Raw genomic sequence first — 25831 nt, 5'->3', positions numbered from 1 at the left:
GCATGAGAGAGATGATCGGTGGTGCGGATACGACAGGGTATGTTCCGTCTCGCCGGGTGCGCGGGAAGACCGGATGACCCGTCGGGATCAACGCCTGAGGCTACTCGCGAGTGCCCGGCCGTTGTCAGTGCGGAGGGGTAACCTTCGGAGCTGTCTCGCCCTGCCGTCATCGATTGTTCGCCGGAGGTCTTCCACCGTGACCAAGCCGCCCTTCACGCACCTGCATGTCCATACCCAGTACTCGCTGCTGGACGGTGCGGCGCGGCTCAAGGACATGTTCAACGCGTGCAATGAGATGGGCATGACCCACATCGCCATGACCGACCATGGCAACCTCCACGGCGCGTACGACTTCTATCAGCAGGCGACGAGCGCGGGGATCACCCCGATCATCGGCATCGAGGCGTATGTGGCCCCCGAGTCGCGGCGCTACAAGCGGCGTGTCCAGTGGGGCCAGCCGCACCAGAAGCGCGATGACGTCTCCGGTTCCGGTGGTTACACCCACAAGACCATCTGGGCGTCGAACAAGACCGGTCTGCACAACCTCTTCCGGCTCTCCTCGGACGCCTATATGGAGGGCTACTTCGTCAAGTGGCCGCGGATGGACAAGGAGACCATCGCCCAGTGGTCCGAGGGCCTGATCGCCTCCACCGGCTGCCCCTCGGGCGAGCTCCAGACCCGGCTGCGGCTCGGCCAGTTCGACGAGGCCCTCAAGGCCGCCTCCGAGTACCAGGACATCTTCGGCAAGGAGCGGTACTTCCTGGAGCTGATGGACCACGGCATCGAGATCGAGCGCCGGGTCCGGGACGGGCTGCTGGAGATCGGCAAGAAGCTGGACATCCCGCCGCTGGTCACCAATGACTCGCACTACACCTACTCCCGCGAGTCCGTGGCGCACGACGCGCTGCTGTGCGTCCAGACCGGCAAGAACCTCTCCGACCCGGACCGCTTCCGCTTCGACGGCACCGGCTACTACCTCAAGTCCACCGACGAGATGTACGCCATCGACTCCTCGGACGCCTGGCAGGAGGGGTGCCGCAACACCCTCCTGGTGGCCGAGCAGATCGACAACAACGGCTGGTTCGAAAAGCGCGACCTGATGCCGCGGTTCGACGTGCCCGAGGGGTACACCGAGGTCACCTGGTTCCAGGAGGAGGTCCGCAAGGGGATGGCCCAGCGCTTCCCCGGCGGCGTCCCCGAGGACCGGCAGAAGCTGGCCGAGTACGAGATGGACGTCATCATCCAGATGGGGTTCCCGGGGTACTTCCTCGTGGTCGCGGACTTCATCATGTGGGCCAAGAACAACGGCATCGCGGTGGGCCCCGGCCGAGGCTCCGCGGCCGGTTCGATCGTCTCGTACGCCCTGGGCATCACCGACCTCGACCCGGTCGAGCACGGGCTGATCTTCGAGCGGTTCCTCAACCCCGAGCGTGTGTCCATGCCCGATGTCGACATCGACTTCGACGAGCGTCGGCGCGGTGAGGTCATCCGGTACGTGACCGAGAAGTACGGCGCCGACAAGGTCGCCCAGATCGGTACGTACGGCACTATTAAGGCCAAGAACGCCATCAAGGACTCCGCCCGGGTCCTCGGCTATCCGTACGCGATGGGCGACCGCATCACCAAGGCCATGCCCGCCGACGTCCTCGGCAAGGGCATCCCGCTCTCCGGCATCACCGACGAGAAGCACCCCCGCTACAGCGAGGCGGGCGAGGTGCGCGGGATGTACGAGAACGAGCCGGATGTGAAGAAGGTCATCGACACCGCGCGCGGAATCGAGGGCCTGGTCCGGCAGATGGGCGTGCACGCGGCCGGCGTGATCATGTCCAGCGAGACGGTCACCGACCATGTGCCCGTCTTCTCGCCGAAGAACGACGGCCAGGTCGTGACCCAGTGGGACTACCCCACCTGTGAGTCGCTCGGCCTGCTGAAGATGGACTTCCTGGGCCTGCGCAACCTCACCATCATGGACGACGCCGTCAAGATGGTGCGCGCCAACAAGGGCGTCGACCTGAAGATGCTCGATCTGTCCCTGGACGACCCCAAGACCTTCGAACTGCTCTGCCGCGGTGACACCCTGGGCGTCTTCCAGTTCGACGGCGGCCCCATGCGCTCCCTGCTGCGCATGATGAAGCCCGACCACTTCGAGGACATCTCCGCCGTCTCGGCCCTCTACCGGCCGGGCCCGATGGGCATGAACTCGCACATCAACTACGCGCTGCGGAAGAACGGCCAGCAGGAGATCACCCCGATCCACCCCGAGCTGGAGGAGCCGCTCAAGGAGGTCCTGGGCATCACCTACGGCCTCATCGTGTACCAGGAGCAGGTGCAGAAGGCCGCCCAGGTGCTCGCGGGCTACTCGCTCGGACAGGCCGACCTGCTGCGCCGCGCGATGGGCAAGAAGAAGCAGGAGGTCCTCGACAAGGAGTTCGTGCCCTTCCAGAAGGGCTGCCGCGAGCGCGGCTACTCCGACGAGGCCATCCAGGCGGTGTGGGACGTCCTGGTCCCGTTCGCCGGATACGCGTTCAACAAGGCGCACTCCTCCGCGTACGGCCTGGTCACCTACTGGACCGCGTACCTCAAGGCCAACTACCCCGCCGAGTACATGGCGGCGCTGCTCACCTCGGTCCGCGACGACAAGGACAAGTCGGCGGTCTATCTGAACGAATGCCGCCGCATGGGCATCAAGGTGCTGCCGCCGAACGTCAATGAGTCCGAGGCCAACTTCACCGCCCAGGGTGACGATGTGATCCTCTTCGGTCTCACGGCGGTCCGTAACGTCGGTCAGAACGTGGTGGAGGCGATCATCCGCGGCCGTAAGGCCAAGGGGAAGTACACCTCGTTCCCGGACTACCTGGACAAGGTCGAGGCGGTCGTCTGCAACAAGCGCACCACCGAATCGCTGATCAAGGCGGGCGCCTTCGACGAGATGGGCCACACCCGTAAGGGGCTCACGGCACACTACGAAGCCCTGATCGACAATGTGGTCGCGGTCAAGCGCAAGGAGGCCGAGGGGCAGTTCGACCTCTTCGGCGGCATGGGCGGCGACAGCGGGGACGGCGACGGGCCTGGCTTCGGGCTCGACGTCGAGTTCGCGGACGTCGAATGGGACAAGAGCTATCTGCTGGCCCAGGAGCGGGAGATGCTGGGCCTGTATGTCTCCGACCATCCGCTGTTCGGCATCGAGCATGTGCTGAACGAGAAGGCGGATGCCGCGATCTCCGCGCTCACCGGCGGTGAGCACGCGGACGGCGCGATCGTCACCATCGGCGGCATCATCTCCGGTCTCCAGCGCAAGATGACCAAACAGGGGAACGCCTGGGCCATCGCCACCGTGGAAGACCTGGCCGGCTCCATCGAGTGCATGTTCTTCCCGGCCACCTATCAGCTGGTCTCCACCCAGCTGATCGAGGACGTGGTCGTCTTCGTCAAGGGTCGGCTGGACAAGCGCGAGGACGTGCCCCGGCTGGTCGCCATGGAGCTGATGGTCCCCGATCTGTCCGAGGCGGGCGCCAACGCGCCCGTGACGATCACCATTCCCACGGTCAAGGTCACCCCGCCGCTGGTCGAGAAGCTGGGCGAGGTGCTCACCCACCACCGCGGCTCCACCGAGGTGCGGATCAAGCTCCAGGGGGCGCGGAAGACCACCGTGCTGCGGCTCGACCGGCACCGCGTCACCGCCGACCCGGCCCTCTTCGGGGATCTCAAGGTGCTGTTGGGGGCGTCCTGCCTGGCCGGGTGACCGCCGCAGTTGGGGGCTTCCTGCCCGGCCGGGTGACCGCCCGGCGCTGACGAAGGCGATGAAATAACGTCCAAGGGGCGCGCCCGTGTCGGGCGCGCCCCTTGTGGCCATGTCACACGGCCTGCCGCCGCGGTGGCCCAGCGCCGGTGCGCGGTGCGTCAGTTGTGGCCGAAGCTCTTCTGCCGGTCCTTGCGCGGCGCCGAGGGGCTGCCCTCCGACCGCATCGCCTGCGACTGCGCGTCCATCGAGGACTGCTGGTCGGCGGGGCGGTCGGCCATGCCGCGCTCCTGACGCCGCTCCTGCTGCTGCTTGCGATCGCGGTTCTTGTTCTTGCCCATGGTGGTGTTCCTCCAGTTGGGATCAGCCCCCCGGTGCAGGGCCTTCCGGGAGATGCCCTTCGGAAGAAGCCCTTCGGGAAGAACAGTGACATGCCGCGGTGACCCGTGCATTTCGGGCAATTACGGTGAGTGAGAAGGGGGGTCTTGGCGGGTAAGCCGTATCCGCCACGCCGGTGATCCAGTTCGGACTGATAACCCCCGCACGGTCGGGCAGACTCGAAGGAAAGCCGAAAGACCGCATCCGGGGACGGCTGTGCGCGGGGGGCGACCGAGGACTGGATTCGTCAGGGAAGAGGGTGGAACGTGGACCGCTGCGTCGTCCTGGTGGACGCCGGGTACCTGCTGGGCGCCGCCGCGAGCCTGCTGGCCGGGGAGCCCGCCCGATCGCGTATTTCCGTTGACCACGCGACCCTCATCCAGGGCCTGCGGGAGCGGGCCGAGGCCGAGACCGAGCGCCCGCTGCTGCGGATCTACTGGTTCGACGGCGCCCCCGACCGCGTACCCCAGCCCGAGCACCGGCGGCTGCGCGTGATGCCCCGGGTGACCGTGCGGCTCGGCGCGCTCACCCGCAGCGACGGCCGCTGGGCCCAGAAGGGCGTGGACGCCGCCATGCACGCCGAGCTCACCGAGCTCGCCCGCAACCGGGCCTGCTCCGACATCGTCCTCGTCACCGGCGACGGGGATCTGCTGCCCGGGCTGATGTCGGCCAAGGAGCACGGCGTCGCCGTCCACCTCTGGGCGGTGCAGGCCGCCGACGGCGACTACAACCAGTCCGAGGACCTCGTGGCCGAGGCCGATGAGCGGCGCGTCCTGGACCGCGCCTGGATCACCCGGGCGGTGCGCGCCAAGGAGCTTCCCGGGCCCTGTGCGCCCGTCTCCGAGCCGCGCCCGGAGATCGCGGCCATTCTCTCCGCCCCGCTGCCGGAGACCGCCACGGCGGCCGCTGCCGCTGCCGCCGCGGCGGCGTCGCCCGGCGCGGCGGAGGCGGCCCCCGGCCGTAACGGCGCCGCCCGGCCCGGCACCGATGTGACCGGCCCGGCCGCCGCCCCCGGCCGTCCCGCCGCCGCGGCCGCCGAGGCGGGCGCGGACGTCGCGGCGGGGGCCGCGGCCAAGGGCGTACCCACCCCCAAGGACCTCGCCGACCTGGGCCGCGGGCCCGCCGGTCCCGCCGGGCCCGGCGGCCAGGCGGACCGGCAGCCGGCCGGTGCCACGCTGCGCTGGTCCTCCGACAAGGGCTGGATCGACCGGGGGCCCGGCTCCGGGGTGGGGGAGCCGCCGGAGACCGCCAACCTCCCCATGCTGGCCCAGCTCACCAGCGCCGAGCAGCGCTGGGCCGACCGCGAGGAGGACATCACCGCGGTCAGTGGCGACCCGTTCGAGGTCGGCCAGGTCTTCGCCCGCCGCTGGACCGACCGGCTCGCCGATTCGGGCCACCTCCAGCAGCTCTCCACGGAGTACCCCCGCATCCCGCACCGCATCGACGGTGAACTGCTGCGCTACGCGGCCCGCTTCGGGCTGCTGGCCCACAAGGACGACCAGATCGACGAGCACGACCGCTATGCGATCCGGGCGGGCTTCTGGCGCGAGATCGACCTCCGCTCGGCGGCGGAACACGCCCAGACCGGCGGCTAGGGGCATCCGGCGGGTGGTGCCGCCTGCGGCGGCCCTGCTCCCCGCCCCGCCCGTCCCGCAGCGTTGCTCCCGTAGCGTCGCTGCGCGGCTCCGCTGTGTGGGGGGCTCCGCCCCAGGTCCCGGGCTGGACGGCCCGGATGTGCGCGGGTGTCCGCCGCGTCGGCGTGCCGCGGGAGGGGGTGGGCCTTGTTCCCCTCCCCGCCCCTTCCCGAAACTGGGGCTCCGCCCCAGCCCCCGGACTCGGGCTCCGCCCCTTCCCGCAGTTTCGATATGCGGCTCGGCCGCGTGGTGGGCTCCGCCCCAGGCCCCGGGTGGGGGCTTTGCCTCGGGTCCCGGGTGGGGGCTTTGTTTCGGGTCCCGGGTGGGGGCTTTGCCTCGGGTCCCGGGTGGGGGCTTTGTTTCGGGTCCCGGGTGGGGGCTTTGTTTCGGGTCCCGGGTGGGGGCTTTGTTTCGGGTCCCGGGCGGGGGCTTTGCCTCGGGTCCTGGGTGGGCGCTTTGTTTCGGGTCCCGGGTGGGGGCTTTGTTTCGGGTCTCGGGCGGGCGCTTTGTGTTCGGGTCCCTGTGAGGGCTCCGCCTCAGCCCCCGGGCCGGGGGCTTCGTCCCCCCGCAGCATCGATACGCGGCTCCGCCGCGTGGTGGGGCTTCGCCGCTGGATCCGGCCGGGCGGCCCGGATGCGCGCGGGCGTCCGCCCGGTCATCCGCTGTGTCGGCGCGCCGCGGGAAGGGGCGGGCTGCTCCCCTTCCGTTTCCGTCTTTCCCGCGGCATCGGTATGCGGCTCCGCCGCGTGGGGGGCTCCGCCCCAGGGCCCGACGCGGTGTCGATATGCGGCTCGGCCGTGTGGTGGGGGCCCGTCGCGGGTTCGGGGTCCGGGGGCGAAGCCCCTGGTAGTGGGAAGGGGCGGGGAGGGGAGAGACCCCCGGACACCCCGTAGGCCGCGGCTCGGCCCTGTCCTGCGAGCCGTGCCCCGAGGGCCCCAAGGACGGGAGCGGGTGTTTGGGCGCGTACCCTCATAGCTCGTGAGGACGGGCGCGAAACAGGCGACGAGTGGCGATGTGGTGTGCACCGTGCGCGGCCTGGTCAAGACCTATCCCGCGGCGCGCGGCCGACGCGGGGCGCCCGCCACGCCCGCCGTCCGGGCCAGCAACGGCATCGACCTCGATGTGGTGCGCGGCGAGGTCTTCGGGCTGCTCGGGCCCAACGGCGCCGGCAAGTCGACCCTCGTACGGCAGCTCACCGGCCTGCTGCGGCCCGACGAAGGCCAGGTGCGGGTGCTCGGCCACGATCTCGTACGCCACCCCGAGCGCGCCGCCCGGCTGCTCGGCTATCTCGGCCAGGACTCGACCGCGCTGGACGAGCTGACCGTCGGCCTCGCCGCCGAGACCACCGCGCGGCTGCGCGGTCTGGAGACCCGCGCGGCCCGCGCCGAGCGCGACGCGGTGATCGAGGAGCTGGGGCTCGGCGAGGTCGCCGGGCGCCCGCTGAAGAAGCTCTCCGGGGGCCAGCGGCGGCTGGCCTGCGTCGCCGCCGCGCTGGTGGGGGAGCGGCCGCTGCTGGTGCTGGACGAGCCCACCAGCGGGATGGACCCCGTCGCCAGGCGCGCCGTATGGGCGGCCGTGGACCGGCGGCGGGCCGAGCGGGGGGTGACTGTGGTGCTGGTCACCCACAATGTGATCGAGGCGGAGACGGTCCTGGACCGGGTCGCCGTGCTGGACCGCGGCCGGGTCATCGCCTGTGACACGCCCGCCGGGCTCAAGGCGCTGGTGGCCGACGAGGTGCGGCTGGAGCTGGTGTGGCGCACCGAGCCGCCGCTGGAGGTGCCAGAGGTCGCCGCCCTGTGGAAAACCGCCGAGGCGGCCAGGGCCGCTGGCGGCGCCTCCGGGCGCCGCTGGACGCTCCGGCTGCCGCCGGACGACGCGCGCACCGCCATCGCCACCGTGACCGGCGGCCCCGCCTTCGCCGCGCTGGACGATTTCACCCTGACCACGCCGAGCCTGGAGGATGTGTACCTCGCCCTGGGGGGCCGCGCGGAGGGCGCGGAGGGGCTGGTGAAGGCGTGACCGCCGGGGCGAGCCCGTGAACGCGTCGGTGAACGCGTCGGTGACCGTGGCCGTATTCGAGCCGTAAGAGGCGAAGAGGAGCAGCACAACGTGAGTGTCATGCCCGCCGTGTCCGGTGTATCCGGTGTGTCCGGGACCACTGGTGTGCCTGGTGTGTCCGGTGCGTCTGCTGGGCTGCCCGGTGCTTCTGGTGCCTCCGGTGTGCCCGGTGTCTCCGGTGCCTCGGGTGCGTCCGGGGACGCCGGTGAGGTCGGTGACGTGCCCGCGCCGCTGGCGGCTCGGGCGCGGCTCTTCCCCGCGCTCGTCGCGGTCTACCGCGCCCAGCTCTCACGGGCCCGGGTGGCCCGGATCCCGCTGCTCTTCGTGGCCACCTTCCAGTCCATCGGGATCATGATCCTGATGCGCGGGGTGGTGGACGGCGGAAGCGAGGCGCGGTCGGTGGTGGCCGGGTCGAGCGTGCTGGTCGTCGCCTTCGTGGCGCTCAACCTGCTCGCGCAGTACTTCGGCCAGCTGCGGGCCAGCGGCGGTCTCGACCACTACGCGACCCTGCCGGTGCCGCCCTCGGCCGTGGTGCTCGGGGCGGCCGCCGCGTACGCCTCCTTCACCGTGCCCGGGACCGCCGTGACCGCGGTGATGGGCAGTGTGCTCTTCCAACTGCCCATGACCAACCTGTGGATCCTCCTCGCCGTGATCCCCCTGTCCGGCGCCGCCCTCGCCGGACTCGGCGCCGCGCTGGGGCTGCTCGCCCCGCGCCAGGAACTCGCCACGCTGTGCGGGCAGTTGGGGATGTCCGCCGCCCTGCTGCTCGGCGTGTTGCCCGCGGCCCGGATGCCGCAGGTGGTGTCGTACGCGCGCGATCTGCTGCCGTCGACGTACGGTGTGGAGGCCCTGGCCCGGTCCTTCGACGGGCAGCCCGACTGGTGGGTGGTCTGCGCCGACCTCGGGGTGTGCGCCGGGGTGGCCGTGGTGTCCCTCGCCGCCGCGACCTGGGCCTATCGGCGGGCGGCGGTGCGGTGACGCGCCGCAGCGAACGTCCCGCCGACCGAAGTACGCCATCCGCCTGGCACGATGACGGGGTGACCGCACCGTTGACGCCACATGATCAGCACTCGCCGCACGACGAGCCCGCCGAGGGCCGGCCGCCGTCCCCCGAGCAGCCTGCCGGGGACTCGGCCGTGCCGTACCCCACCGGGTACCCCGCGCATCCGGGGCAGGCTTCGGGGCATCCGGAGCACGCCGAGCACTCCGATGAGCACGCAGAGCACGCAGAGCACGCGGAGCACGCGGAGCACTCCGAGCCCGGGCCCGAGTTGCGTGCCGAACTGGTGCAGGCGTCGCTGGTCGCCATCGCCGTGGCTGTCGCGGGGGTGCTCCTCGGGCTGCTGTGGCTGTGGTTGGCGCCGAAGGTTCCCCTGGTCTCGGACGGTTCCGCCGTCCTTCTGAAGAACGCCGAGGGGGAGGACGCGGTCGGCGCGGACGGGATGTTCACGCTGCTCGGTCTCGCCTTCGGGGCCGTCTCGGCCATCATCGTCTTTCTGTTCTTCCGCCACGGCGGTATCGCGCTGGTCATCGGACTGGCGATCGGCGGGGTGCTCGCCTCGGTGATCGCGTGGCGGCTGGGCGTATGGCTGGGGCCCACCTCGGACGTCGTGGCGCATGCCAAGGCGGCCGGTAAGGGCGTCACCTTCGACGGGCCGCTCAAGCTGGGCGCCAAGGGTGCCCTGCTGGCGTGGTCGGTGGCGGCGATGGTGATCCACCTGGCGCTGACCGGGCTCTTCGGCCCGAGGGACCCGGAGCCCGCCCTGCCGCCCCCGGCGACGCCGGGAGCGCGCTGACCGGAGCGCGTCTCCTGCCGGGCCCGGTGTCCGCGGGTCCAGTGTCCCTGGCCCGGTCCGCCGCCCCCTCCCGGCTCAGGGAGACGGGACGCTGGACCCCGGCTCAGGGAGACGGGACGCTGGACGCGCGGACGATGAGTTCGGGGCGTAGCCGCTTGGACTCCACGGCCTCGCCCTCCAGCAGCCGCACCAGCGTCCGCAGCCCCTCGCGCCCCATGTCGAGCATGGGTGACCGCACCGTCGTCAGCGGCACCGGCAACTCCGCCGCCAGCGGCGTGTCGTTGAAGCCCACGACGGCCACGTCGTCCCCCGCCCGCAGCCCCTGGTTGCGCAGCGCGCCTATCGCGCCGATGGCCGCGAAGTCGTTGACCGCGAAGATGGCCGTCGGCGGGTTCGGGGTGTCCAGCAGCCGCGCCGTCGCGGCGTGGCCGCCGGAGACGTCGAAGCGGGACTGGGCTATGCGGTCCGCCGGAACGGACAGTCCCGCCTCCCGGTAGCGGTCCACCAGGCCCGCGGTGCGGTCGATACCGGTGCTGGCGTACGGCTCGCCCGCGACGACGGCGACATCGCGGTGGCCCAGCTCCAGCAGATGCTCGGCCACCAGCCGCCCGCCGAGATAGTCGTCGCAGGTCACCGAGGGATGGGCCCCGGCGGTGCGGCTGACCAGGACGAACGGAATGCCGCGGCCGGCCACCTCGTCCAGGAATCGCCCGTCCACATACGCGTCGCCGAAGATCATGCCGTCGACGCGCCGTCCGATGACCATATTGGTGCGGGTGCGCTGTGCCTCGGGGCGGTCGCCGGTGTTGGCGACGAACGTGGACAGTCCGTGCTCGGCCGCGGCCTCCTCGATGCCCTCGTAGATCGTGGCCAGCACCATGTCGGACAGCCGGGGCACCAGCACGCCCACCAGGTTGCTGCGCCGGGTGCGCAGGCTCGTGGCGTGCGGGTTGGGCTGATAGCCGAGCTCGTCGGCGAGGCGGCGGATGCGCTCGACCGTGCTGGTCGAGGCGGCGCGCAGGCTCTCGTCCGGTTTGGCGTGCAGCACCCGCGAGACGGTCGAGACATGTAGGCCGAGCTGATCGGCGATGGTGCGCAGGGTGACCGGTCGTGATCGCTGCGTACCCACTCCGCTCGGCCTCCGGTTGTTCCGCCGCCGCAGCCGGACCTCGGTTACGGCCAGTTGGCGCGATGGTAACAGCGGCCCCCTTGACACCCGCTGCCGGTGACCCACATTCTACCCAAACGATTGGCCCAAACGTTTGGGTGCGAGATCGAGCCATCCGAGGTCGGTTTCGCGTCATCGATGAGGAGGCAGGGTGCGCAGGATCGTCGTGCTGTCGACGGGCGGAACCATTGCCACGCGGCAGGACGCCCATGGCACCAGGCTCGCAGCCGAGCCCGCGGACGCCCTGTTGGAGCGGCTCCCGTGGCCGCCGGGGGTGGCGATCGAGGCGAGGGACGTGTTCTGCCTGGGCAGCTATCTGCTGACCCCGGCCGATATGCACGGCGTCGCCCTGGCCGTCCGCAAGGCGCTGGCCGACGAGTCGGTGGCCGGGGTCGTCGTCACCCACGGCACCGACAGCCTGGAGGAGACCGCCTATCTGGTCGATCTCTTTCACGGCGACCCCCGGCCCGTGGTGTTCACCGGGGCGATGCGCCCGGCGGACGCCCCGGACGGTGACGGCCCGCGCAACCTGGCGGACGCGATCGCGGTCGCGGACGCCGTCGCCGCCCGCGACCTGGGGGTGCTGGTCTGTTTCGACGGCCAGGTCTACCCGGCCCGTGGCACCCGTAAGGCGCACACCACGGCGCCCGCCGCGTTCGCCGCACCCGACGGCGGCCCGCTGGGGCGGGTCGGCGACGGCGAGGTGCGGATCTCGGCGGTGCCGGTGCGTCCCAAACCGCTGGACCTCGGCGCCTTCCGCCCCGACGGGATCCGCGCCGACATCGTGGCCTGCTACCCCGGATGCGATGTCCGGGCGTTGCGCGCGGTGGCCGACGCGGGCGCCCGCGGGATCGTGCTCGAAGCCACCGGGGCGGGCAACGCCAACCCGGAGGTCGCCGCGGAGGTCGCCCGGCTCACCGCGTGCGGCGTCGTCGTCGCGCTGTCCACCCGGGTGCACGCGGGCCCGGTGGCCGGGCTCTACGGAAACGGCGGCGGCGCGGATCTGGTGCGGGCCGGGGCCGTCCCCACCGGAACCCTGCGCCCCTCCCAGGCGCGGGTCCTGCTCATCGCCCTGCTCGGCGCCTACGGCGATCCGGAGCGGGTGCGGGCCGAATTCAACGATTCACTGGAGAGGAACACCCATGGCTAAAGAGATCTTCGTGGCGTTCGGCGTCGATGTGGACGCGGTGGCCGGCTGGCTGGGCTCCTACGGCGGCGAGGACTCGCCCTGTGACATCTCCCGGGGGATGTTCGCCGGGGAGGTCGGGGTGCCGCGGCTGCTCCGGCTGTTCGAGCGGAAGGAGCTGCGCACCACCTGGTTCATCCCCGGCCACTCCCTGGAGACCTTCCCCGATCAGACCCGTCAGGTGGTCGACGCGGGCCATGAGATCGGCGCCCACGGCTACTCGCACGAGAACCCGATCGCGATGACCCGGGCCCAGGAGAGCGCCGTCCTGGACCGCGGCATCGATCTGATCGAGAAGGTCTCCGGGCGCCGCCCGACCGGTTATGTCGCCCCCTGGTGGGAGTTCTCGCCGGTGACCAACGAGTTGCTGATCGAGCGCGGTATCACTTACGACCACTCGCTGATGCACAACGACTTCACGCCCTATTACGTCCGGGTGGGCGACAGCTGGACGAAGATCGACTACTCGCGCCCGGCCGAGGAGTGGATGAAACCGCTGGTGCGCGGTCAGGAGACCGGACTGGTCGAGATCCCGGCCAACTGGTACCTCGACGATCTGCCGCCCATGATGTTCGTCAAGGCCAGCGCCAACAGCCACGGTTTCGTCTCCCCGCGCGAACTGGAGCAGACCTGGCGCGACCAGTTCGACTGGGTGTACCGGGAGATGGACTACGCGGCCTTCACCATGACGATCCACCCCGATGTCTCCGGCAGGCCCCAGACGCTGCTGATGCTGGAGCGGCTCATCGAATACATCGGCGGCCACGAGGGCGTGCGCTGGTCGACCTTCGACGACATCGCCACCGACTTCAAGGCGCGTTTCCCCCTTTCTTGAATGAAGGCTCGGTTCGCCTCCGGGCGCCTCAGTCTCCCCCAGCTACCGCTGGGAGGTGCCCCCTCGCTCCCTGCGCGGTCATCCCGTGCGTGGCGCGGCCCATTCCCGGGCGACAGGTTTCATGCCGCCGGGCCCCGGCCCCACCCCCGGCCGAAGCATCTCCGTCCCCGCATCTCCGTCCCCGCATCTCCGTTCCCCCCGCCGCGACGGCGCGGCGATCCCCCGCTTCCGACAAGGGGCACCCGTCATGACCACAGTCTCCTCCGATCCCGTCGCGCCCACCCGCAGACTGCCGCGCATCGGGGTGCGGCACACCCGTAAGGCGACGGCCATCGCGTTCTTCGCATGGGTCTTCGCCGTCTACGACTACATCCTCTTCGGCACCCTGCTGCCGGAGATCTCCGACCGCTTCGGCTGGAGCGAGGAACGAGCGGCGCTGGTCTCCACCCTGATCTCCGCCGGAACGGCCATCGTGGTCCTCGGGGTCGGTCCGCTCGTCGACCGGCTCGGCCGCCGTAAGGGCATGATCCTCACCGTCTCGGGCACCGCTCTGGCATCGGCCGCCTCGGCCGGAACCGTGAACGCCGGGTATCTGGTCGGTGTCCGCTCCCTGGGCGGCATCGGGCTATCCGAACAGTCCGTCAACACCACCTACCTCAACGAGATCTACGCCGTCACCGAGGACGAGGCGATCAAGAAGCGCCGTGGCTTCGTCTACAGCATGGTGCAGGCCGGCTGGCCGACCGGCACGCTCGTGGCCGCGGCGTTCGTCGCCGTGTTCCTCCCGCTCGTCGGCTGGCGCGGCTGCTTCCTGCTGGCCACCTTCCCCGCCGTCGTCATCGCCCTGCTGCGCCGCGGACTGCCGGAGACCCCGCAGTTCGAACTGGAGCGGCGGCTGCGTCGGCTGCGCCGGGAGGGCAAGGCGGACGAGGCACGGCGGGTCGCGGCGGAGTACGGCGTGGACGAGGGGTCCTCCGCACCGCTGCTGGAGATCTTCCGCGGCCGCGCCCGGCGCAACACCCTGGTGCTCAGCTTCGCCTGGCTGGCCAACTGGTTCGGCATCCAGACCTTCAGCGTCCTGGGCACCACGGTGCTCACCAAGGCCAAGGGGGTCAGCTTCGCCAACTCCCTGGTGCTCTTCATCATCATCAACGCCGTGGCCTTCGCCGGATATCTCTTCCACGGCTGGGCCGGTGACCGTTTCGGACGCCGGAATGTGATCGCCTGCGGCTGGATCCTCTCGGGCGTGCTCTTCGCCCTCATGCTGACCGTCGCCCACGGCACCGTCGCCGTGGTGGTGCTCTACTCCCTGGGGATGTTCTTCCTGGTCGGCCCGTACGCCGCGATGCTCTTCTACATGGGCGAGTGCTACGACACCCGCTGCCGGGCCACCGGAACCTCGTTCATCAACGCGTTCAGCCAGCCCGGGGCCATCGCCGCCGGGGCGATCGCCACCGCGATGCTCGCCTCCGGCGCCCACTGGGATCGCACCGCGCTGCTCGTCGGGGCGGTCGGCATCTTTCTGTCCGGCTTCGTGATGTTCGCCGCCCGGCGCGTCGACACCGTCGACGACTGAAACCATCGGGAGAAAACCACAGTGGCAAGGACCGACCATCCCACGGACCGGCGGGTCGCCGTCATCACCGGGGCGGCCAGCGGCATCGGCCGCGCGCTCGCCGTGGAGTACGCCCGCCACGGGGTGCGCACCGTCATCGGCAGCTACCCCGGCGACCCCCACGACCCCACCGAGACCGAGCGCCTGGTGAAGGCGGCGGGCGGGGAGTGCACGCGGTACGAGGTCGATGTGCGCGACCCCGCTCAGGTCGAGGCGTTCGCCGAACACGCCCTTACGGCCTTCGGCCGCCTGGACATCGCCGTGGCCAACGCCGGGGTGCTGCGCCGGGCACCGCTCGATCAGCTCACCGACGACGCCTGGGACGACATGCTCTCCGTCGACCTCACCGGGGTGCTGCGCACCCTGCGCTCCGCCGCGCGGCGGATGGACGGACCGGGCGCGATGGTGGCGGTGTCCTCCATCGCGGGCGGCGTCTACGGCTGGGACGACCATGCCCACTACGCCGCCGCGAAGGCCGGTGTGCTCGGGCTGTGCCGCAGTCTCGCGGTCGAACTCGCCCCGCGGGGCATCCGCGTCAACTCCGTCATTCCGGGGCTCATCGAAACCCCCCAGTCCTCCGATCCCGTCAACTCGCTCGGTCCCGAGGGGCTGTCCCGTGCCGCCGGGGACATCCCCTGGGGACGGGTCGGGAGGCCCGGGGAGATCGCCTCGGCGATCGCCTATCTGACCTCGGACGGCGCCTCGTACATCACCGGTCAGAGCCTGGTCGTCGACGGCGGCCTCACCGTGAGGATGCCGGCATGAGGAGGGAGTGCTGATGGGTGCGCTGGCCGGACGGACCGCGTTCATCACCGGCGGGGCCAGCGGGATCGGCCGTGCCGTCGTCGAGGCCTACGCGGCCGAAGGGGCCCGGGTGGTGGTGGCCGATCGCGACGGGGAGCGGGCGAGGGCCGTGGCCGAGCGGACCGGCGCCGCCGGGCACACGGCGGTGGACGTGAGCGATCCGGCCGCCGTGGAGGCGGTGATGTCGGCCGCGGTAGGGGAGTTCGGCGGGATCGACATCCTCGTCAACGCCGCGGGCATCCTCACCGAGGCGCCGCTGATGGAGATGGACCCGCGGATGTGGTCCGAGACCCTCGCGGTCGATCTGACGGGCGTCTTCCTGTGCTGCCGCTACGCCGTTCCCCAGATGGCGGAACGGGGCTGGGGGAGGGTCATCAACATCGCCTCGCAGCTCGGTATCAAGGGCGGCCGGTCGCTGTCCCACTACGCGGCCGCCAAGGCCGGGGTCATCGGGCTGACCAAGTCGCTGGCCCTGGAGGTCGCGGAGCGGGGCGTCCTGGTGAACGCCATCGCGCCGGGGCCGATCGACACCCCGCTGGTCGCCGGGATCACCCCGGAGTGGAAGGCGGCCAAACAGGCCGAACTGCCACTGGGGCGGTTCGGCCGGCCCGAGGAGGTCGCCCCGACCGCCGTGCTGCTCGCCAGCGACCCCGGCGGCAATCTGTACGTCGGCCAGACCCTCGGCCCCAACAGCGGCGATGTGATGCCGTAGCCGGGAACGACAGAAGAAGGAAGGTGGCGGGATGTGCGGGGCCTGCGGTGAGCGGGGCGCGTTCGACTGGGCGCGGCCCTGGGTCAGCGGGGTCGCCGCCCGCCGGGCGGTGGCCGCCGCGGTCGGCGCGGTGGACCGGCCCGGGCTGCGGGTGGCGGCCGGGAGCGGCGGCTGGCTGGTGACCGGACCCACCGGAGCGACCACGGCCTGTGCGGGGCTGGTCGACCTGGTGGCTGCCGTACGGCACTGGGCCCCCGGAGCGGAACCACCATCTCCGGACCGCGCGCGGCCGTCCGGGCCGCTGTCCGTGCCCGGGGAGGAGGACCGGCGCCGGGGCGTGGTGCTGCGCGTCGCCCCGGGCGGGGCCCGCCACGCCGACGCCGCGTTGGAGGCGCCCGGGACGGTGGCGGTGGTGGACTCCGGGGTCACGGCCCGCGCCGTCATCGCCGCGCTCGCCTCGCCCCGCTGGTCCCCCCGCCGCTATCTGGAGCGGGTGGAGGGCGTGGCGGACGCCTGGGCCCGTCCCGCGCCCGCCCTGTGGCCACCGCCGACCGGCCCGGGCCCCTGCGCCCTGGCCGCCGACACCCTGGTCCGGCTGGAGTGGATCCGGCAGAGCGGCCGGCTGGACGGGGACGCCCTCGCCGTCCGGGGCGCGCTCGGTCCCGCCGCCGGGTACGACGTGGAGATCCGCGACGGGCACGTGGTGCGGGCCCGCACCTGGCTCGCGGGCCATGAGCGGGCCCGCCGTGAGGGCTACGAGCGGGCGATCGGTGCCACCACCGCGTCCGTCAGCGACGCCAGGTCCTTGGGGGACAGTTCGACCTCCAGGCCGCGGCGGCCCGCCGAGACGCAGATCGTCTCGTAGCCGTCGGCCGACGCGTCCAGGGCCGTGGGGAGGCGTTTGCGCTGGCCGAGCGGGGAGATCCCGCCCCGCACATAGCCCGTGGTGCGCTCGGCCACCGCCGGGTCCGCCATCGTGGCGCGCTTGCCGCCGACCGCCGAGGCGAGCGCCTTGAGGTCGAGCGTGGCCGAGACGGGCACGATGGCGACCGTAAGGCGGTCATCGACGCTTGCGACGAGGGTCTTGAAGACCCGCTCCGGTTCGACGCCGAGCGCCTGCGCGGCCTCCTCGCCGTAGGACGGGGCCGCCGGGTCGTGCTCGTAGGAGTGCACGGTGAAGTCCGTGCCCGCGGCGGTGAGGGCGGTGGTGGCGGGGGTGCCCGCCGAGTTCTTCCTGGTCTTCTTCGGCATGTTCGTCCGCGTCAGTTGGGGCTGGTGGGACCGCGGGTCAGATCGACGGCGGGGAGCGACGGGAGCTTACCGATGACCGCGCTCTCGGCGCGAAGGAGTTTCAGCTCGTCGGCGAGGCGGCTCGCGGTGTCCGGCGCCTGGAGCAGCCGTTGCTTCGCGGGCGTGTCGAGCACGGCCGCGGCGGCCACCAGGTAGGAGAGGACGGAGGGCTCGCCCGGCAGGTCCTGCTCGGCCGCCAGGGTGCGCTCCCGGGCGCCCGCGAGCCGCTTCTGGTACATGCGGAAGGCCCGTACGACTCCCGAGGCCAGCGCCCCGGCGCCGTCGCCCTGCTCCTCCTCCAGCTCCTTGACCTCGGCCGTCAGATACGGGCCCGAGGAGTCCACGGAGACCAGCTCGAAGCGGGTGGTGCCGGTGGCCAGCACCTCGAAGGTGCCGTCCTCCTGCTCCCGGATGGTGGCCGCGTCCGCCACGCACCCCACGGAGTAGAAGGACTTGGCGGGGTCCGGGCCGAACCCGGCCGTGGGGCCGGGGTCCGGCAGCGTGAGGGAGTCCGGGAGGCCGATCGCACTCGGCGCGACCTCATGGCCGTCCCTGATCGCGATCACCCCGAACCGGCGCGGCGCGTCCTCGGGGAGCGCCGACAGATCGCGCATCAGGGAGCGATACCGCTGCTCGAAGACGTTCAGGGGCATGACGAGCCCCGGGAACAGCACCGTGTTCAGCGGGAAGAGCGGAAGGCGCGCGGAGGTCACGGGGCGTAAGCCTAATGGCCCCACGCGTTCCCTTTCACTGGCGCCGGAGCAGCGGTCACTGGCGCCGCAGCAGCCGGGACGCGCCGGCGGCGACCGCGGTGGCCAGCACCCAGCCCAGAAGGATCATGACGATGGAGGCCCATTGGACGGCGCCCTGGGGTTTCCAGTAGCCGTCCATGCCCAGATCGATGACCGGGATCAGCAGATCGAGCGTGTAGAGCGAGGCATTCCAGTTCGGTGATTCATCGGGCTTCAGCGCCTCCGGCCGGTTGTGGGCGAAGAACACCGAGCCGACCGCCCACAGCACCGCCATCCACACCGCCGCCCGGCCCGGCCGGTAGCCGTAGGCCACCGTCCAGTCCTGGAGGTAGCCCCACACCTTCCCGGCGAGCGGCAGCGTCTCCCGGCGGCGCCGCTGCTTGGCGAGCTGCACCTCGCGCGCGTCGGCGTCCTCGCCGCTGGCCCGCATCGTGTTGGCCAGCATCTCGTACGGCTCGGGCGCGTACTCGGGCGTGGCGGCGGCCACCCACTCCAGCCGCCGGGCCAGCGGGAAGTGGCCGCGCGGAATCAGGCACTCATAGCTGAACCCGGCCATGGTCAGCCCGCCGGGCCCCGGCCAGCTCACCGACTTGTCGACAAGGTTGACCACCCGGGCGCCGGAGAGGATCACCCGTCCGCGCTGCGGCCGCTCCCCGAGGAAGCGCAGCTCGGGCGTCTGGACCCGGCGCAGCGACAGCTCCTGGTCGTTCTCCATGATGAAGCGGGCCTGGTCGAAGTCGATCGCGTCGCCGATCCGCCCGTCGTCCAGCCGGATCCCGCCCTCGCACTCGAAGCGCTGGATCCGGGTGCCACGGGTGGGGGTGGAGGCGGTGCCGTACGGCGGGGTGGAGCCGCTGGAGTACGTGCTCACCCCGCCCGCGGTGAGGTACAGGCTGCGCTCCACGGTCAGCTGCGGCGCGTTCAGCGCGCGGCGGCCGTAAGGGTTGCGCAGCCGGCTGCCGCGCAGGCTGAGCGACACGCCGATCTGCGCCCCGCGCAGGCTCAGCTCGCCGTACGACTCGATCATGTCGGCCTGGAAGTCCTGGGCGACGGTCAGCCCGTCGGCACTGATCGACATGCCCCGGCGGTCGCGGCGCACGATGAGCTGGTTGAGCAGTAAATCGGTGCCGATATGGGCGTCGGTGAGCCTGATGCCGTGCTCGACCACACAGCGCGGCAGATGCAGATCGCCCTCGGTGCGCAGCCGGGCCGCCTCCAGCCGGGGGAGGGAGCAGCCCACCAGGCGCAGGGTGGTGAACTGCGCCTCGGGGACCAGCACCTCCCGCTCGAAGCGGCAGTTCTTGAGCTCCACATAGGGCTCGATGTTCCCGCCGGCCAGATCGAGCGTGCCGGTGATGTGCACCCCGTTGAGCTTGAGCGCCGAGACCCGGCCCGGCTGCGCGGGCGGCCCGTCCAGCAGCAGGAGGGCCACGACACGCGCGCGGACACTGCGCTCCGGGCCCCAGGCGTACGGTCCTGAGGGGTCGTTCCGCTGGGGGTGGGAGGTGCGCAGATCATGGGTGCTGCCATTGCGGAACGCCTGCCACATGCCCCATTCGGCGGTGGTCAGATCGAGGCCCGGGGGTGGGTCGCCATCGTGCGGCTCGGTCACAGCCGTGTCCCCTCCTGATTCTCCGTGTCCCCGTACGGAGCACATTCCCGCTGAGTAACCGGTTGAACGCCAACGGTCAGGGTCAACTTAGGGGGTCCGTATCACTGACTGATACGGGGGGAGGGGCCTCGTGGCGGGTCTGAGACAATTGATCGCGTGATCTCCCGTATCGATCTGCGCGGCGCCGCCTTCCCGGAGGGCGGGATCGACCGCGACCTGCTGCCCCGTGCCGAGCTCGACGTGGAGGCCGCCCTGGAGAAGGTGCGGCCCATCTGCGACGACGTGCGCCATCGCGGAACCGCTGCGCTGATCGACTACGCCCATCGGTTCGACGGCGTGACGCTGGAGCGGGTACGGGTCCCCGCGGAGGCGCTGGAGAGCGCCCTCGCCGAGCTGGACCCGGCCGTGCGGGCCGCCCTGGAGGAGTCCATCCGGCGGGCCCGGCTGGTCCACCGCGACCAGCGGCGCAGCGACCACACCACCCAGGTGGTGCCGGGCGGCACGGTCACCGAGCGCTGGGTGCCGGTCGAGCGCGTCGGGCTGTACGTACCGGGCGGGCGCTCGGTCTACCCCTCGTCCGTGGTGATGAACGTGGTGCCCGCGCAGGAGGCCGGGGTCGCCTCGATGGCCGTGGCCTCCCCGCCGCAGGCGGAGTTCGGCGGGCTGCCGCACCCCACCATCCTCGCGGCGTGCGCGCTGCTGGGCGTGGACGAGGTGTACGCGGCGGGCGGCGCCCAGGCCGTGGCGATGTTCGCCTACGGCACCGAGGACTGCCGTCCGGTCTCGATGGTGACCGGGCCCGGCAACATCTGGGTCGCCGCGGCCAAGCGGCTGCTCAAGGGCCGGATCGGCATCGACGCCGAGGCCGGTCCGACCGAGATCGCCATCCTCGCCGACGCCACCGCCGACCCGGTGCATGTCGCCGCGGACCTGATCAGCCAGGCCGAGCACGATCCGCTGGCCGCGTCCGTGCTGGTCACCGACTCCGAGGAGCTGGCGGCCGCGGTCGAGAAGGAGCTCGAGGTCCAGGTCGGGGCCACCAAGCATGTCGCGGACCGGATCGGTCCGGCGCTGGCCGGGCGGCAGTCCGGCATCGTGCTGGTGGACGGTCTGGAGCAGGGCCTGGCCGTCGTGGACGCGTACGCGGCCGAGCACCTGGAGATCCAGACCGAGGACGCGGCGGCCGTCGCGGCCCGGGTGCGCAACGCCGGGGCGATCTTCGTCGGGGCCTACGCCCCGGTGTCGCTCGGCGACTACGCGGCGGGCTCCAACCATGTGCTGCCCACCGGCGGCTGCGCCTGTCACTCCTCGGGGCTGTCCGTGCAGTCCTTCCTGCGCGGCATCCATGTGGTGGACTACACCCGGGACGCGCTGGCCGAGATCGCCGGCCATGTGGTGACGCTGGCCGAGGCGGAGGATCTGCCCGCCCACGGCGCCGCGGTGAAGGCAAGGTTCGACTGGAAGGTGCCACCGAGCAAGTGACCGGCATTGACGATCTCCCGATCCGGGACGAGCTCCGTGGCAAATCCCCGTACGGCGCTCCGCAGCTGGACGTGCCCGTACGGCTGAACACCAACGAGAACCCCTATCCGCTGCCCGAGCCGCTGGTCGCCCGGATCGCCGAGCGGGTCACCGAGGCGGCCCGTAACCTCAACCGCTACCCGGACCGGGACGCGGTCGAGCTCCGCACCGGGCTGGCCCGCTACCTCAGCCGCACCGCCGGTCTCGAGGTCGGTGTCGCCCAGGTCTGGGCGGCCAACGGGTCCAACGAGGTGCTCCAGCAGCTGTTGCAGACCTTCGGCGGCCCGGGGCGCACCGCGATCGGCTTCGAGCCCTCGTACTCGATGCACGCGCTGATCTCCCGTGGCACCGGCACCGGCTGGATTTCCGGTCCCCGGAACGCCGATTTCACCATCGATGTCGATGCCGCCCGTAAGGCCATCGCCGAACACCGCCCCGATGTCGTCTTCATCACCTCGCCGAACAATCCGACGGGGACGGCGGTCGGCGCCGAGGCGGTGCTGGCGCTGCACGACGCGGCGCAGGACGCCAGGGCGGACACCGCCGGGGCGCTCGTCGTGGTGGACGAGGCGTACGGGGAGTTCAGCCACCGTCCGTCGCTGCTGCCGCTGATCGAGGGGCGGCCGCGGCTGGTCCTCTCGCGGACCATGTCCAAGGCGTTCGGCGCGGCCGGGCTGCGGCTCGGCTACCTCGCCGCCGACCCCGCGGTCGTCGACGCCGTACAGCTGGTCCGCCTGCCGTACCACCTGTCCGCCGTCACCCAGGCCACCGCGCTGGCCGCCCTGGAGCACACCGATACGCTGCTGGGGTACGTCGAGGCGCTCAAGGCCGAGCGCGACCGGCTGGTGAGCGAGTTGCGCACCATCGGCTGCGAGGTGACCGACTCCGACGCCAATTTCGTCCAGTTCGGCCGCTTCGAGGACGCCCACGCGGCGTGGCAGGGCCTGCTGGACCGGGGCGTCCTGGTCCGGGACAACGGGGTACCGGGATGGCTGCGGGTCACCGCGGGGACCCCGGCCGAGAACGACGCGTTCCTCGACGCGGTACGCGAGCTGATGAAGGAGAAGAGCGCATGACCCGCGTGGGACGCGTGGAGCGCAGCACCAAGGAGACCTCGGTCGTCGTCGAGATCGACCTCGACGGCACCGGCCAGGTCGATGTGTCGACAGGGGTCGGCTTCTACGACCACATGCTCGACCAGCTCGGCCGCCACGGCCTCTTCGACCTCACCGTCAAGACCGAGGGCGACCTGCACATCGACAGCCACCACACCATCGAGGACACCGCCCTCGCGCTCGGCGCCGCCTTCAAGCAGGCGCTCGGCGACAAGGTGGGCATCTACCGCTTCGGCAACTGCACGGTGCCGCTGGACGAGTCGCTGGCCCAGGTGACCGTCGACCTCTCCGGCCGCCCGTACCTGGTGCACACCGAGCCGGAGAACATCGCGCCGATGATCGGCAGCTACGACACCACGATGACCCGGCACATCCTGGAGTCCTTCGTGGCCCAGGCGCAGATCGCCCTGCATGTCCACGTGCCCTACGGGCGCAACGCCCACCACATCGTGGAGTGCCAGTTCAAGGCCCTGGCGCGGGCCCTGCGCTACGCCAGCGAGCGCGACCCCCGCGCCGCCGGGATCCTCCCCTCCACGAAGGGCGCTCTTTAACCGTGAGCGTCGCCCGCGCGGCCGCCGGGCCGCAGACAACACTCGACCCGCGCTTTCGCCGCGCGGGCGGAGAAGCGAACGAGGTAGCTGCGTGAACGGCCTGTCGACCGTATTCATCCTCGTGGGGCTGTTTCTGCTCGGCGGGGTCATCTCCTTCGTCAAGCAGGGCATGTCCAAGAGCATCATCACGCTGCTCGGCATCGGCGCCACGATGGCGCTGCTCGCCGGCGTCCTGCGGCTTGAGGTATGGAATTGAGCAACAAGAGCGTCGTTGTCCTCGACTACGGATTCGGCAACGTCCGGTCCGCCGAGCGGGCCCTCGCCCATGCCGGCGCGCGGGTCGAGATCACCCGTGACTACGACAAGGCCATGGCCGCCGACGGCCTGCTCGTCCCCGGTGTCGGTGCCTTCGCCGCCTGTATGAAGGGGCTGCGCGCGGCGCGCGGCGACTGGATCGTGGGGCGCCGGCTGTCCGGCGGCCGCCCCGTCATGGGCATCTGCGTCGGCATGCAGATCCTCTTCGGGCGCGGTATCGAGCACGGCGTCGAGGCCGAGGGCTTGGACGAGTGGCCCGGCACGGTCGAGCCGCTGCGCGCCCCCGTCGTCCCCCACATGGGCTGGAACACGGTCAAGGCGCCCGGCGACTCCCGGCTCTTCGCGGGCCTGGACGAGGGCGAGCGGTACTACTTCGTCCACTCCTACGCGGTCCGCACCTGGGAGCTCGAGGTCACCAACCCGCATATCCCCGCCCCCAAGGTCACCTGGTCCACCCATGGCGAGCCGTTCGTCGCCGCCGTCGAGAACGGCCCGCTGTGGGCCACCCAGTTCCACCCCGAGAAGTCGGGCGACGCCGGGGCGCGGCTGCTCCGCAACTGGCTCGACACCCTCTGACCGGCCCCGCGCCAGCTCTCACCGCCCGCACGCTCTCACCGAAGGTTGCCCGCATGCGCACCCACCGCCTCGAACTCCTCCCCGCCGTCGATGTCCGCGACGGCCAGGCCGTCCGCCTCGTCCACGGCGAGTCCGGCTCCGAGACGTCGTACGGCGACCCGATGGAGGCCGCCCTGGCCTGGCAGCGGGCGGGTGCCGAGTGGCTGCACCTGGTGGACCTCGACGCCGCCTTCGGCACCGGGGACAACCGCGCGCAGATCGCCGAGGTGGCCCGCGCCATGGACCTCAAGGTCGAGCTGTCCGGCGGGATCCGCGACGACGCCTCGCTGGCCGCCGCCCTCGCCACCGGCTGCGCCCGGGTGAACCTCGGCACGGCCGCGCTGGAGTCCCCGGAGTGGGTCGCCAAGGTCATCGCGGAGCACGGCGAGCTGATCGCCGTGGGCCTCGACGTGCGCGGCACCACGCTGCGCGGCCGCGGCTGGACCCGGGACGGCGGCGATCTGTACGAGACGCTGGCCCGCCTCGACTCCGAGGGCTGCGCCCGCTACGTCGTCACCGACATCGCCAAGGACGGCACCCTCCAGGGCCCCAACCTGGAGCTGCTGCGCAATGTCTGTGCCGCGACCGACCGGCCCGTCGTCGCCTCAGGCGGCGTTTCCTCGCTTGACGACCTGCGTGCCCTTGCGACCCTGGTACCGGAAGGTGTCGAGGGCGCCATCGTGGGCAAGGCGCTCTACGCCAAGGCGTTCACCTTGGAAGAGGCGTTGGAGGCGGTGGCCGTATGACCTCACCCGAGATCGGGCGACGGGTCCAGACCGAGAGCCCCTGGGAGCAGACCATCGGGTTCGCCCGGGCCGTCGAGGCCGGTGACCTGGTGCTCGTCGCCGGGACGATGCCGCTCGCGGAGCGCGGCGTCCTGGAGGGCGAGGGGGATCCGTACGAGCAGACGCTCGCGGCCTTCCGCCATGCGCTGGACGCGCTGAAGAGGTTCGACCTCGGCGTCGAATCGGTGGTCCGCACCCGTATGTACCTCACCCACGCCCGCGACGTGGACGAGGTGGGCCGCGCCCACAAGGAGCTCTTCGACGCCGTGCGCCCGGCCGCGACGCTGGTCGTGGTGTCCGGCTTCGTCGACTCGCGCGTCCTGGTGGAAGTCGAACTGGAAGCATTCCGAGGAGCACGACAGTCATGACCCTGGCGGTCCGAGTCATCCCCTGCCTGGACGTGGACAACGGCCGGGTCGTCAAGGGCGTCAACTTCCAGAATCTGCGCGACGCGGGCGACCCGGTCGAGATGGCCAAGATCTACGGCGAGGAGGGCGCGGACGAGCTCACCTTCCTCGACATCACCGCCTCCTCGGGCGACCGCGAGACCACCTACGACGTGGTCCGCCGCACCGCCGAGCAGGTCTTCATCCCGCTCACGGTCGGCGGCGGCGTCCGCACCCCGGAGGACGTCGACAAGCTGCTGCGCGCCGGGGCAGACAAGGTCGGCGTCAACACCGCCGCCATCGCCCGCCCCGAGCTGATCCGCGAGATCGCCGAGCGCTTCGGCAGCCAGGTGCTCGTCCTCTCGGTCGACGCCCGCCGCTGCCTCGAGGGGACGGTGACCCCCTCCGGCTACGAGGTCACCACCCACGGCGGCCGCCGCGGCACCGGCATCGACGCCGTCGAATGGGCCCACCGCGCGGCGGAGCTGGGCGCCGGGGAGATCCTGCTGAACTCCATGGACGCGGACGGCACCAAGGACGGCTACGACACGGCCATGATCGAGGCCGTCCGCAAGCACGTCACCGTCCCGGTGATCGCCAGCGGCGGCGCCGGCAAGGCGGCCGACTTCTCGCCCGCCATCGCCGCGGGGGCCGACGCGGTGCTCGCGGCGTCCGTCTTCCACTTCGGCGATCTGCGGATCGGCCAGGTGAAGGACGCGCTGCGGGACGCGGGGCATCCGGTCCGCTGAGGCGCCTGCGCGCCACCCAGGGGGTGGGTTGTCCGGCGGATTGTGACGCCTGCGGCGGGCCACGCGGCGGAGCCGCATATCGATGCTTTCCCCTCCCCGCCCCTTCCCTCAACTGGGGCTTCGCCCCAGACCCCCGAGGCGGGGCCGCACCCCGGACCCCGGGACGTGCGCTGCGCCCCAGGCCCCGGCCGGGGGTCTGGGGCGCATATCTATGC

At 71.6% G+C, this 25831-nt stretch carries 24 protein-coding genes; 19 read left to right on the top strand and 5 right to left on the bottom strand.

The features are described from left to right. Positions 1-196: 196 nt before the first annotated feature. Positions 197-3742, top strand: coding sequence for a DNA polymerase III subunit alpha (dnaE, locus tag ACJX2R_RS16000; protein WP_413100648.1), 3546 nt, complete (start codon positions 197-199; stop codon positions 3740-3742). A 158-nt stretch (positions 3743-3900) separates the two neighbouring features. Here dnaE and ACJX2R_RS15995 read toward each other — a convergent pair whose 3' ends face one another. Further along, the gene (locus ACJX2R_RS15995; protein WP_262701392.1) at positions 3901-4080 is read right to left on the bottom strand and encodes a hypothetical protein; all 180 of its coding nucleotides are present in this window, start codon (positions 4078-4080) and stop codon (positions 3901-3903) included. Between the two features lie 303 nt (positions 4081-4383). Here ACJX2R_RS15995 and ACJX2R_RS15990 point away from each other — a divergent pair, with 303 nt between their 5' ends. The 4 genes from ACJX2R_RS15990 (at position 4384) to ACJX2R_RS15975 (ending at position 9605) form a co-directional block, all read left to right on the top strand. After that, positions 4384-5712 carry an NYN domain-containing protein gene (locus ACJX2R_RS15990; protein ID WP_413100647.1) on the top strand — a complete coding sequence of 443 codons (1329 nt, stop codon included), beginning with the start codon at positions 4384-4386 and terminating at the stop codon, positions 5710-5712. A gap of 1017 nt (positions 5713-6729) precedes the next feature. Then, positions 6730-7770 (top strand): ABC transporter ATP-binding protein, encoded by a 1041-nt coding sequence (locus tag ACJX2R_RS15985; RefSeq protein WP_413100646.1) that lies wholly within the window; start codon positions 6730-6732, stop codon positions 7768-7770. A gap of 99 nt (positions 7771-7869) precedes the next feature. Then, positions 7870-8787, top strand: coding sequence for an ABC transporter permease (locus ACJX2R_RS15980; RefSeq protein WP_413105868.1), 918 nt, complete (start codon positions 7870-7872; stop codon positions 8785-8787). Positions 8788-8846: 59 nt separating this feature from the next. Then, the gene (locus ACJX2R_RS15975; RefSeq protein WP_413100645.1) at positions 8847-9605 is read left to right on the top strand and encodes an ABC transporter permease; all 759 of its coding nucleotides are present in this window, start codon (positions 8847-8849) and stop codon (positions 9603-9605) included. 103 nt (positions 9606-9708) lie between these two features. Here ACJX2R_RS15975 and ACJX2R_RS15970 read toward each other — a convergent pair whose 3' ends face one another. Beyond that, a complete protein-coding gene (locus ACJX2R_RS15970) occupies positions 9709-10734 on the bottom strand; it encodes a LacI family DNA-binding transcriptional regulator (protein WP_262704671.1) in 1026 nt (341 codons plus the stop codon). A 190-nt stretch (positions 10735-10924) separates the two neighbouring features. Between ACJX2R_RS15970 and ACJX2R_RS15965 the strand changes: the two genes are divergently transcribed. The 6 genes from ACJX2R_RS15965 to ACJX2R_RS15940 all read left to right on the top strand — a co-directional run bounded on the left by ACJX2R_RS15965 (position 10925) and on the right by ACJX2R_RS15940 (position 16790). Next, positions 10925-11923 (top strand): asparaginase, encoded by a 999-nt coding sequence (locus ACJX2R_RS15965; protein WP_413100644.1) that lies wholly within the window; start codon positions 10925-10927, stop codon positions 11921-11923. Further along, a complete protein-coding gene (locus ACJX2R_RS15960) occupies positions 11916-12794 on the top strand; it encodes a polysaccharide deacetylase family protein (protein ID WP_020872100.1) in 879 nt (292 codons plus the stop codon). The genes ACJX2R_RS15965 and ACJX2R_RS15960 overlap by 8 nt, the downstream gene beginning before the upstream one ends. Before the next feature lie 247 nt (positions 12795-13041). After that, complete coding sequence (locus tag ACJX2R_RS15955) at positions 13042-14370, top strand: MFS transporter (protein WP_413100643.1); 1329 nt, start codon at positions 13042-13044, stop codon at positions 14368-14370. 21 nt (positions 14371-14391) lie between these two features. Beyond that, positions 14392-15174, top strand: coding sequence for an SDR family NAD(P)-dependent oxidoreductase (locus ACJX2R_RS15950; RefSeq protein ID WP_413100642.1), 783 nt, complete (start codon positions 14392-14394; stop codon positions 15172-15174). Positions 15175-15187: 13 nt separating this feature from the next. Beyond that, complete coding sequence (locus ACJX2R_RS15945; RefSeq protein ID WP_413100641.1) at positions 15188-15925, top strand: SDR family NAD(P)-dependent oxidoreductase; 738 nt, start codon at positions 15188-15190, stop codon at positions 15923-15925. A gap of 31 nt (positions 15926-15956) precedes the next feature. Then, positions 15957-16790 carry a hypothetical protein gene (locus ACJX2R_RS15940; RefSeq protein WP_413100640.1) on the top strand — a complete coding sequence of 278 codons (834 nt, stop codon included), beginning with the start codon at positions 15957-15959 and terminating at the stop codon, positions 16788-16790. Here ACJX2R_RS15940 and ybaK read toward each other — a convergent pair. The 3 genes from ybaK to ACJX2R_RS15925 are packed head-to-tail and all read right to left on the bottom strand — an operon-like array spanning position 16679 to position 19579. After that, positions 16679-17176: a Cys-tRNA(Pro) deacylase gene (gene ybaK / locus ACJX2R_RS15935; RefSeq protein ID WP_262704678.1), complete on the bottom strand. Its 498-nt coding sequence runs from the start codon at positions 17174-17176 to the stop codon at positions 16679-16681. The genes ACJX2R_RS15940 and ybaK overlap by 112 nt on opposite strands. A gap of 11 nt (positions 17177-17187) precedes the next feature. Next, positions 17188-17928 (bottom strand): LON peptidase substrate-binding domain-containing protein, encoded by a 741-nt coding sequence (locus tag ACJX2R_RS15930; RefSeq protein WP_262704679.1) that lies wholly within the window; start codon positions 17926-17928, stop codon positions 17188-17190. 55 nt (positions 17929-17983) lie between these two features. Further along, on the bottom strand, positions 17984-19579 hold the full coding sequence (locus tag ACJX2R_RS15925) for an oxidoreductase (protein ID WP_198276801.1): 1596 nt from the start codon (positions 19577-19579) through the stop codon (positions 17984-17986). 156 nt (positions 19580-19735) lie between these two features. Between ACJX2R_RS15925 and hisD the strand changes: the two genes are divergently transcribed. From hisD to hisF, 8 genes are all read left to right on the top strand, one after another. After that, complete coding sequence (gene hisD / locus ACJX2R_RS15920; protein ID WP_413100639.1) at positions 19736-21061, top strand: histidinol dehydrogenase; 1326 nt, start codon at positions 19736-19738, stop codon at positions 21059-21061. Continuing rightward, complete coding sequence (locus ACJX2R_RS15915; protein WP_262704681.1) at positions 21058-22176, top strand: histidinol-phosphate transaminase; 1119 nt, start codon at positions 21058-21060, stop codon at positions 22174-22176. Before hisD ends, ACJX2R_RS15915 begins: the two co-directional genes overlap by 4 nt. Next, on the top strand, positions 22173-22766 hold the full coding sequence (gene hisB, locus ACJX2R_RS15910; RefSeq protein WP_262704682.1) for an imidazoleglycerol-phosphate dehydratase HisB: 594 nt from the start codon (positions 22173-22175) through the stop codon (positions 22764-22766). The genes ACJX2R_RS15915 and hisB overlap by 4 nt, the downstream gene beginning before the upstream one ends. A 91-nt stretch (positions 22767-22857) precedes the next feature. Next, positions 22858-23022, top strand: a complete 165-nt coding sequence (locus tag ACJX2R_RS15905) for a hypothetical protein (protein WP_037948925.1) — start codon at positions 22858-22860, stop codon at positions 23020-23022. Continuing rightward, positions 23019-23657, top strand: coding sequence for an imidazole glycerol phosphate synthase subunit HisH (gene hisH / locus ACJX2R_RS15900; RefSeq protein WP_413100638.1), 639 nt, complete (start codon positions 23019-23021; stop codon positions 23655-23657). The genes ACJX2R_RS15905 and hisH overlap by 4 nt, the downstream gene beginning before the upstream one ends. A gap of 53 nt (positions 23658-23710) precedes the next feature. Further along, positions 23711-24442 (top strand): bifunctional 1-(5-phosphoribosyl)-5-((5-phosphoribosylamino)methylideneamino)imidazole-4-carboxamide isomerase/phosphoribosylanthranilate isomerase PriA, encoded by a 732-nt coding sequence (gene priA / locus ACJX2R_RS15895; RefSeq protein ID WP_262704685.1) that lies wholly within the window; start codon positions 23711-23713, stop codon positions 24440-24442. Beyond that, a complete protein-coding gene (locus ACJX2R_RS15890; protein ID WP_037948918.1) occupies positions 24439-24849 on the top strand; it encodes a Rid family hydrolase in 411 nt (136 codons plus the stop codon). Before priA ends, ACJX2R_RS15890 begins: the two co-directional genes overlap by 4 nt. After that, the gene (gene hisF, locus ACJX2R_RS15885; RefSeq protein ID WP_413100637.1) at positions 24846-25616 is read left to right on the top strand and encodes an imidazole glycerol phosphate synthase subunit HisF; all 771 of its coding nucleotides are present in this window, start codon (positions 24846-24848) and stop codon (positions 25614-25616) included. Before ACJX2R_RS15890 ends, hisF begins: the two co-directional genes overlap by 4 nt. Positions 25617-25831 lie beyond the last annotated feature (215 nt).

Source organism: Streptomyces sp. Inha503 (assembly GCF_047215865.1).
Taxonomy (GTDB): Bacteria; Actinomycetota; Actinomycetes; order Streptomycetales; family Streptomycetaceae; genus Streptomyces; species Streptomyces lycopersici.
The sequence above is the reverse complement of the archived record's forward strand: the minus strand, read 5'-3'. Positions and strand labels throughout refer to the sequence as shown.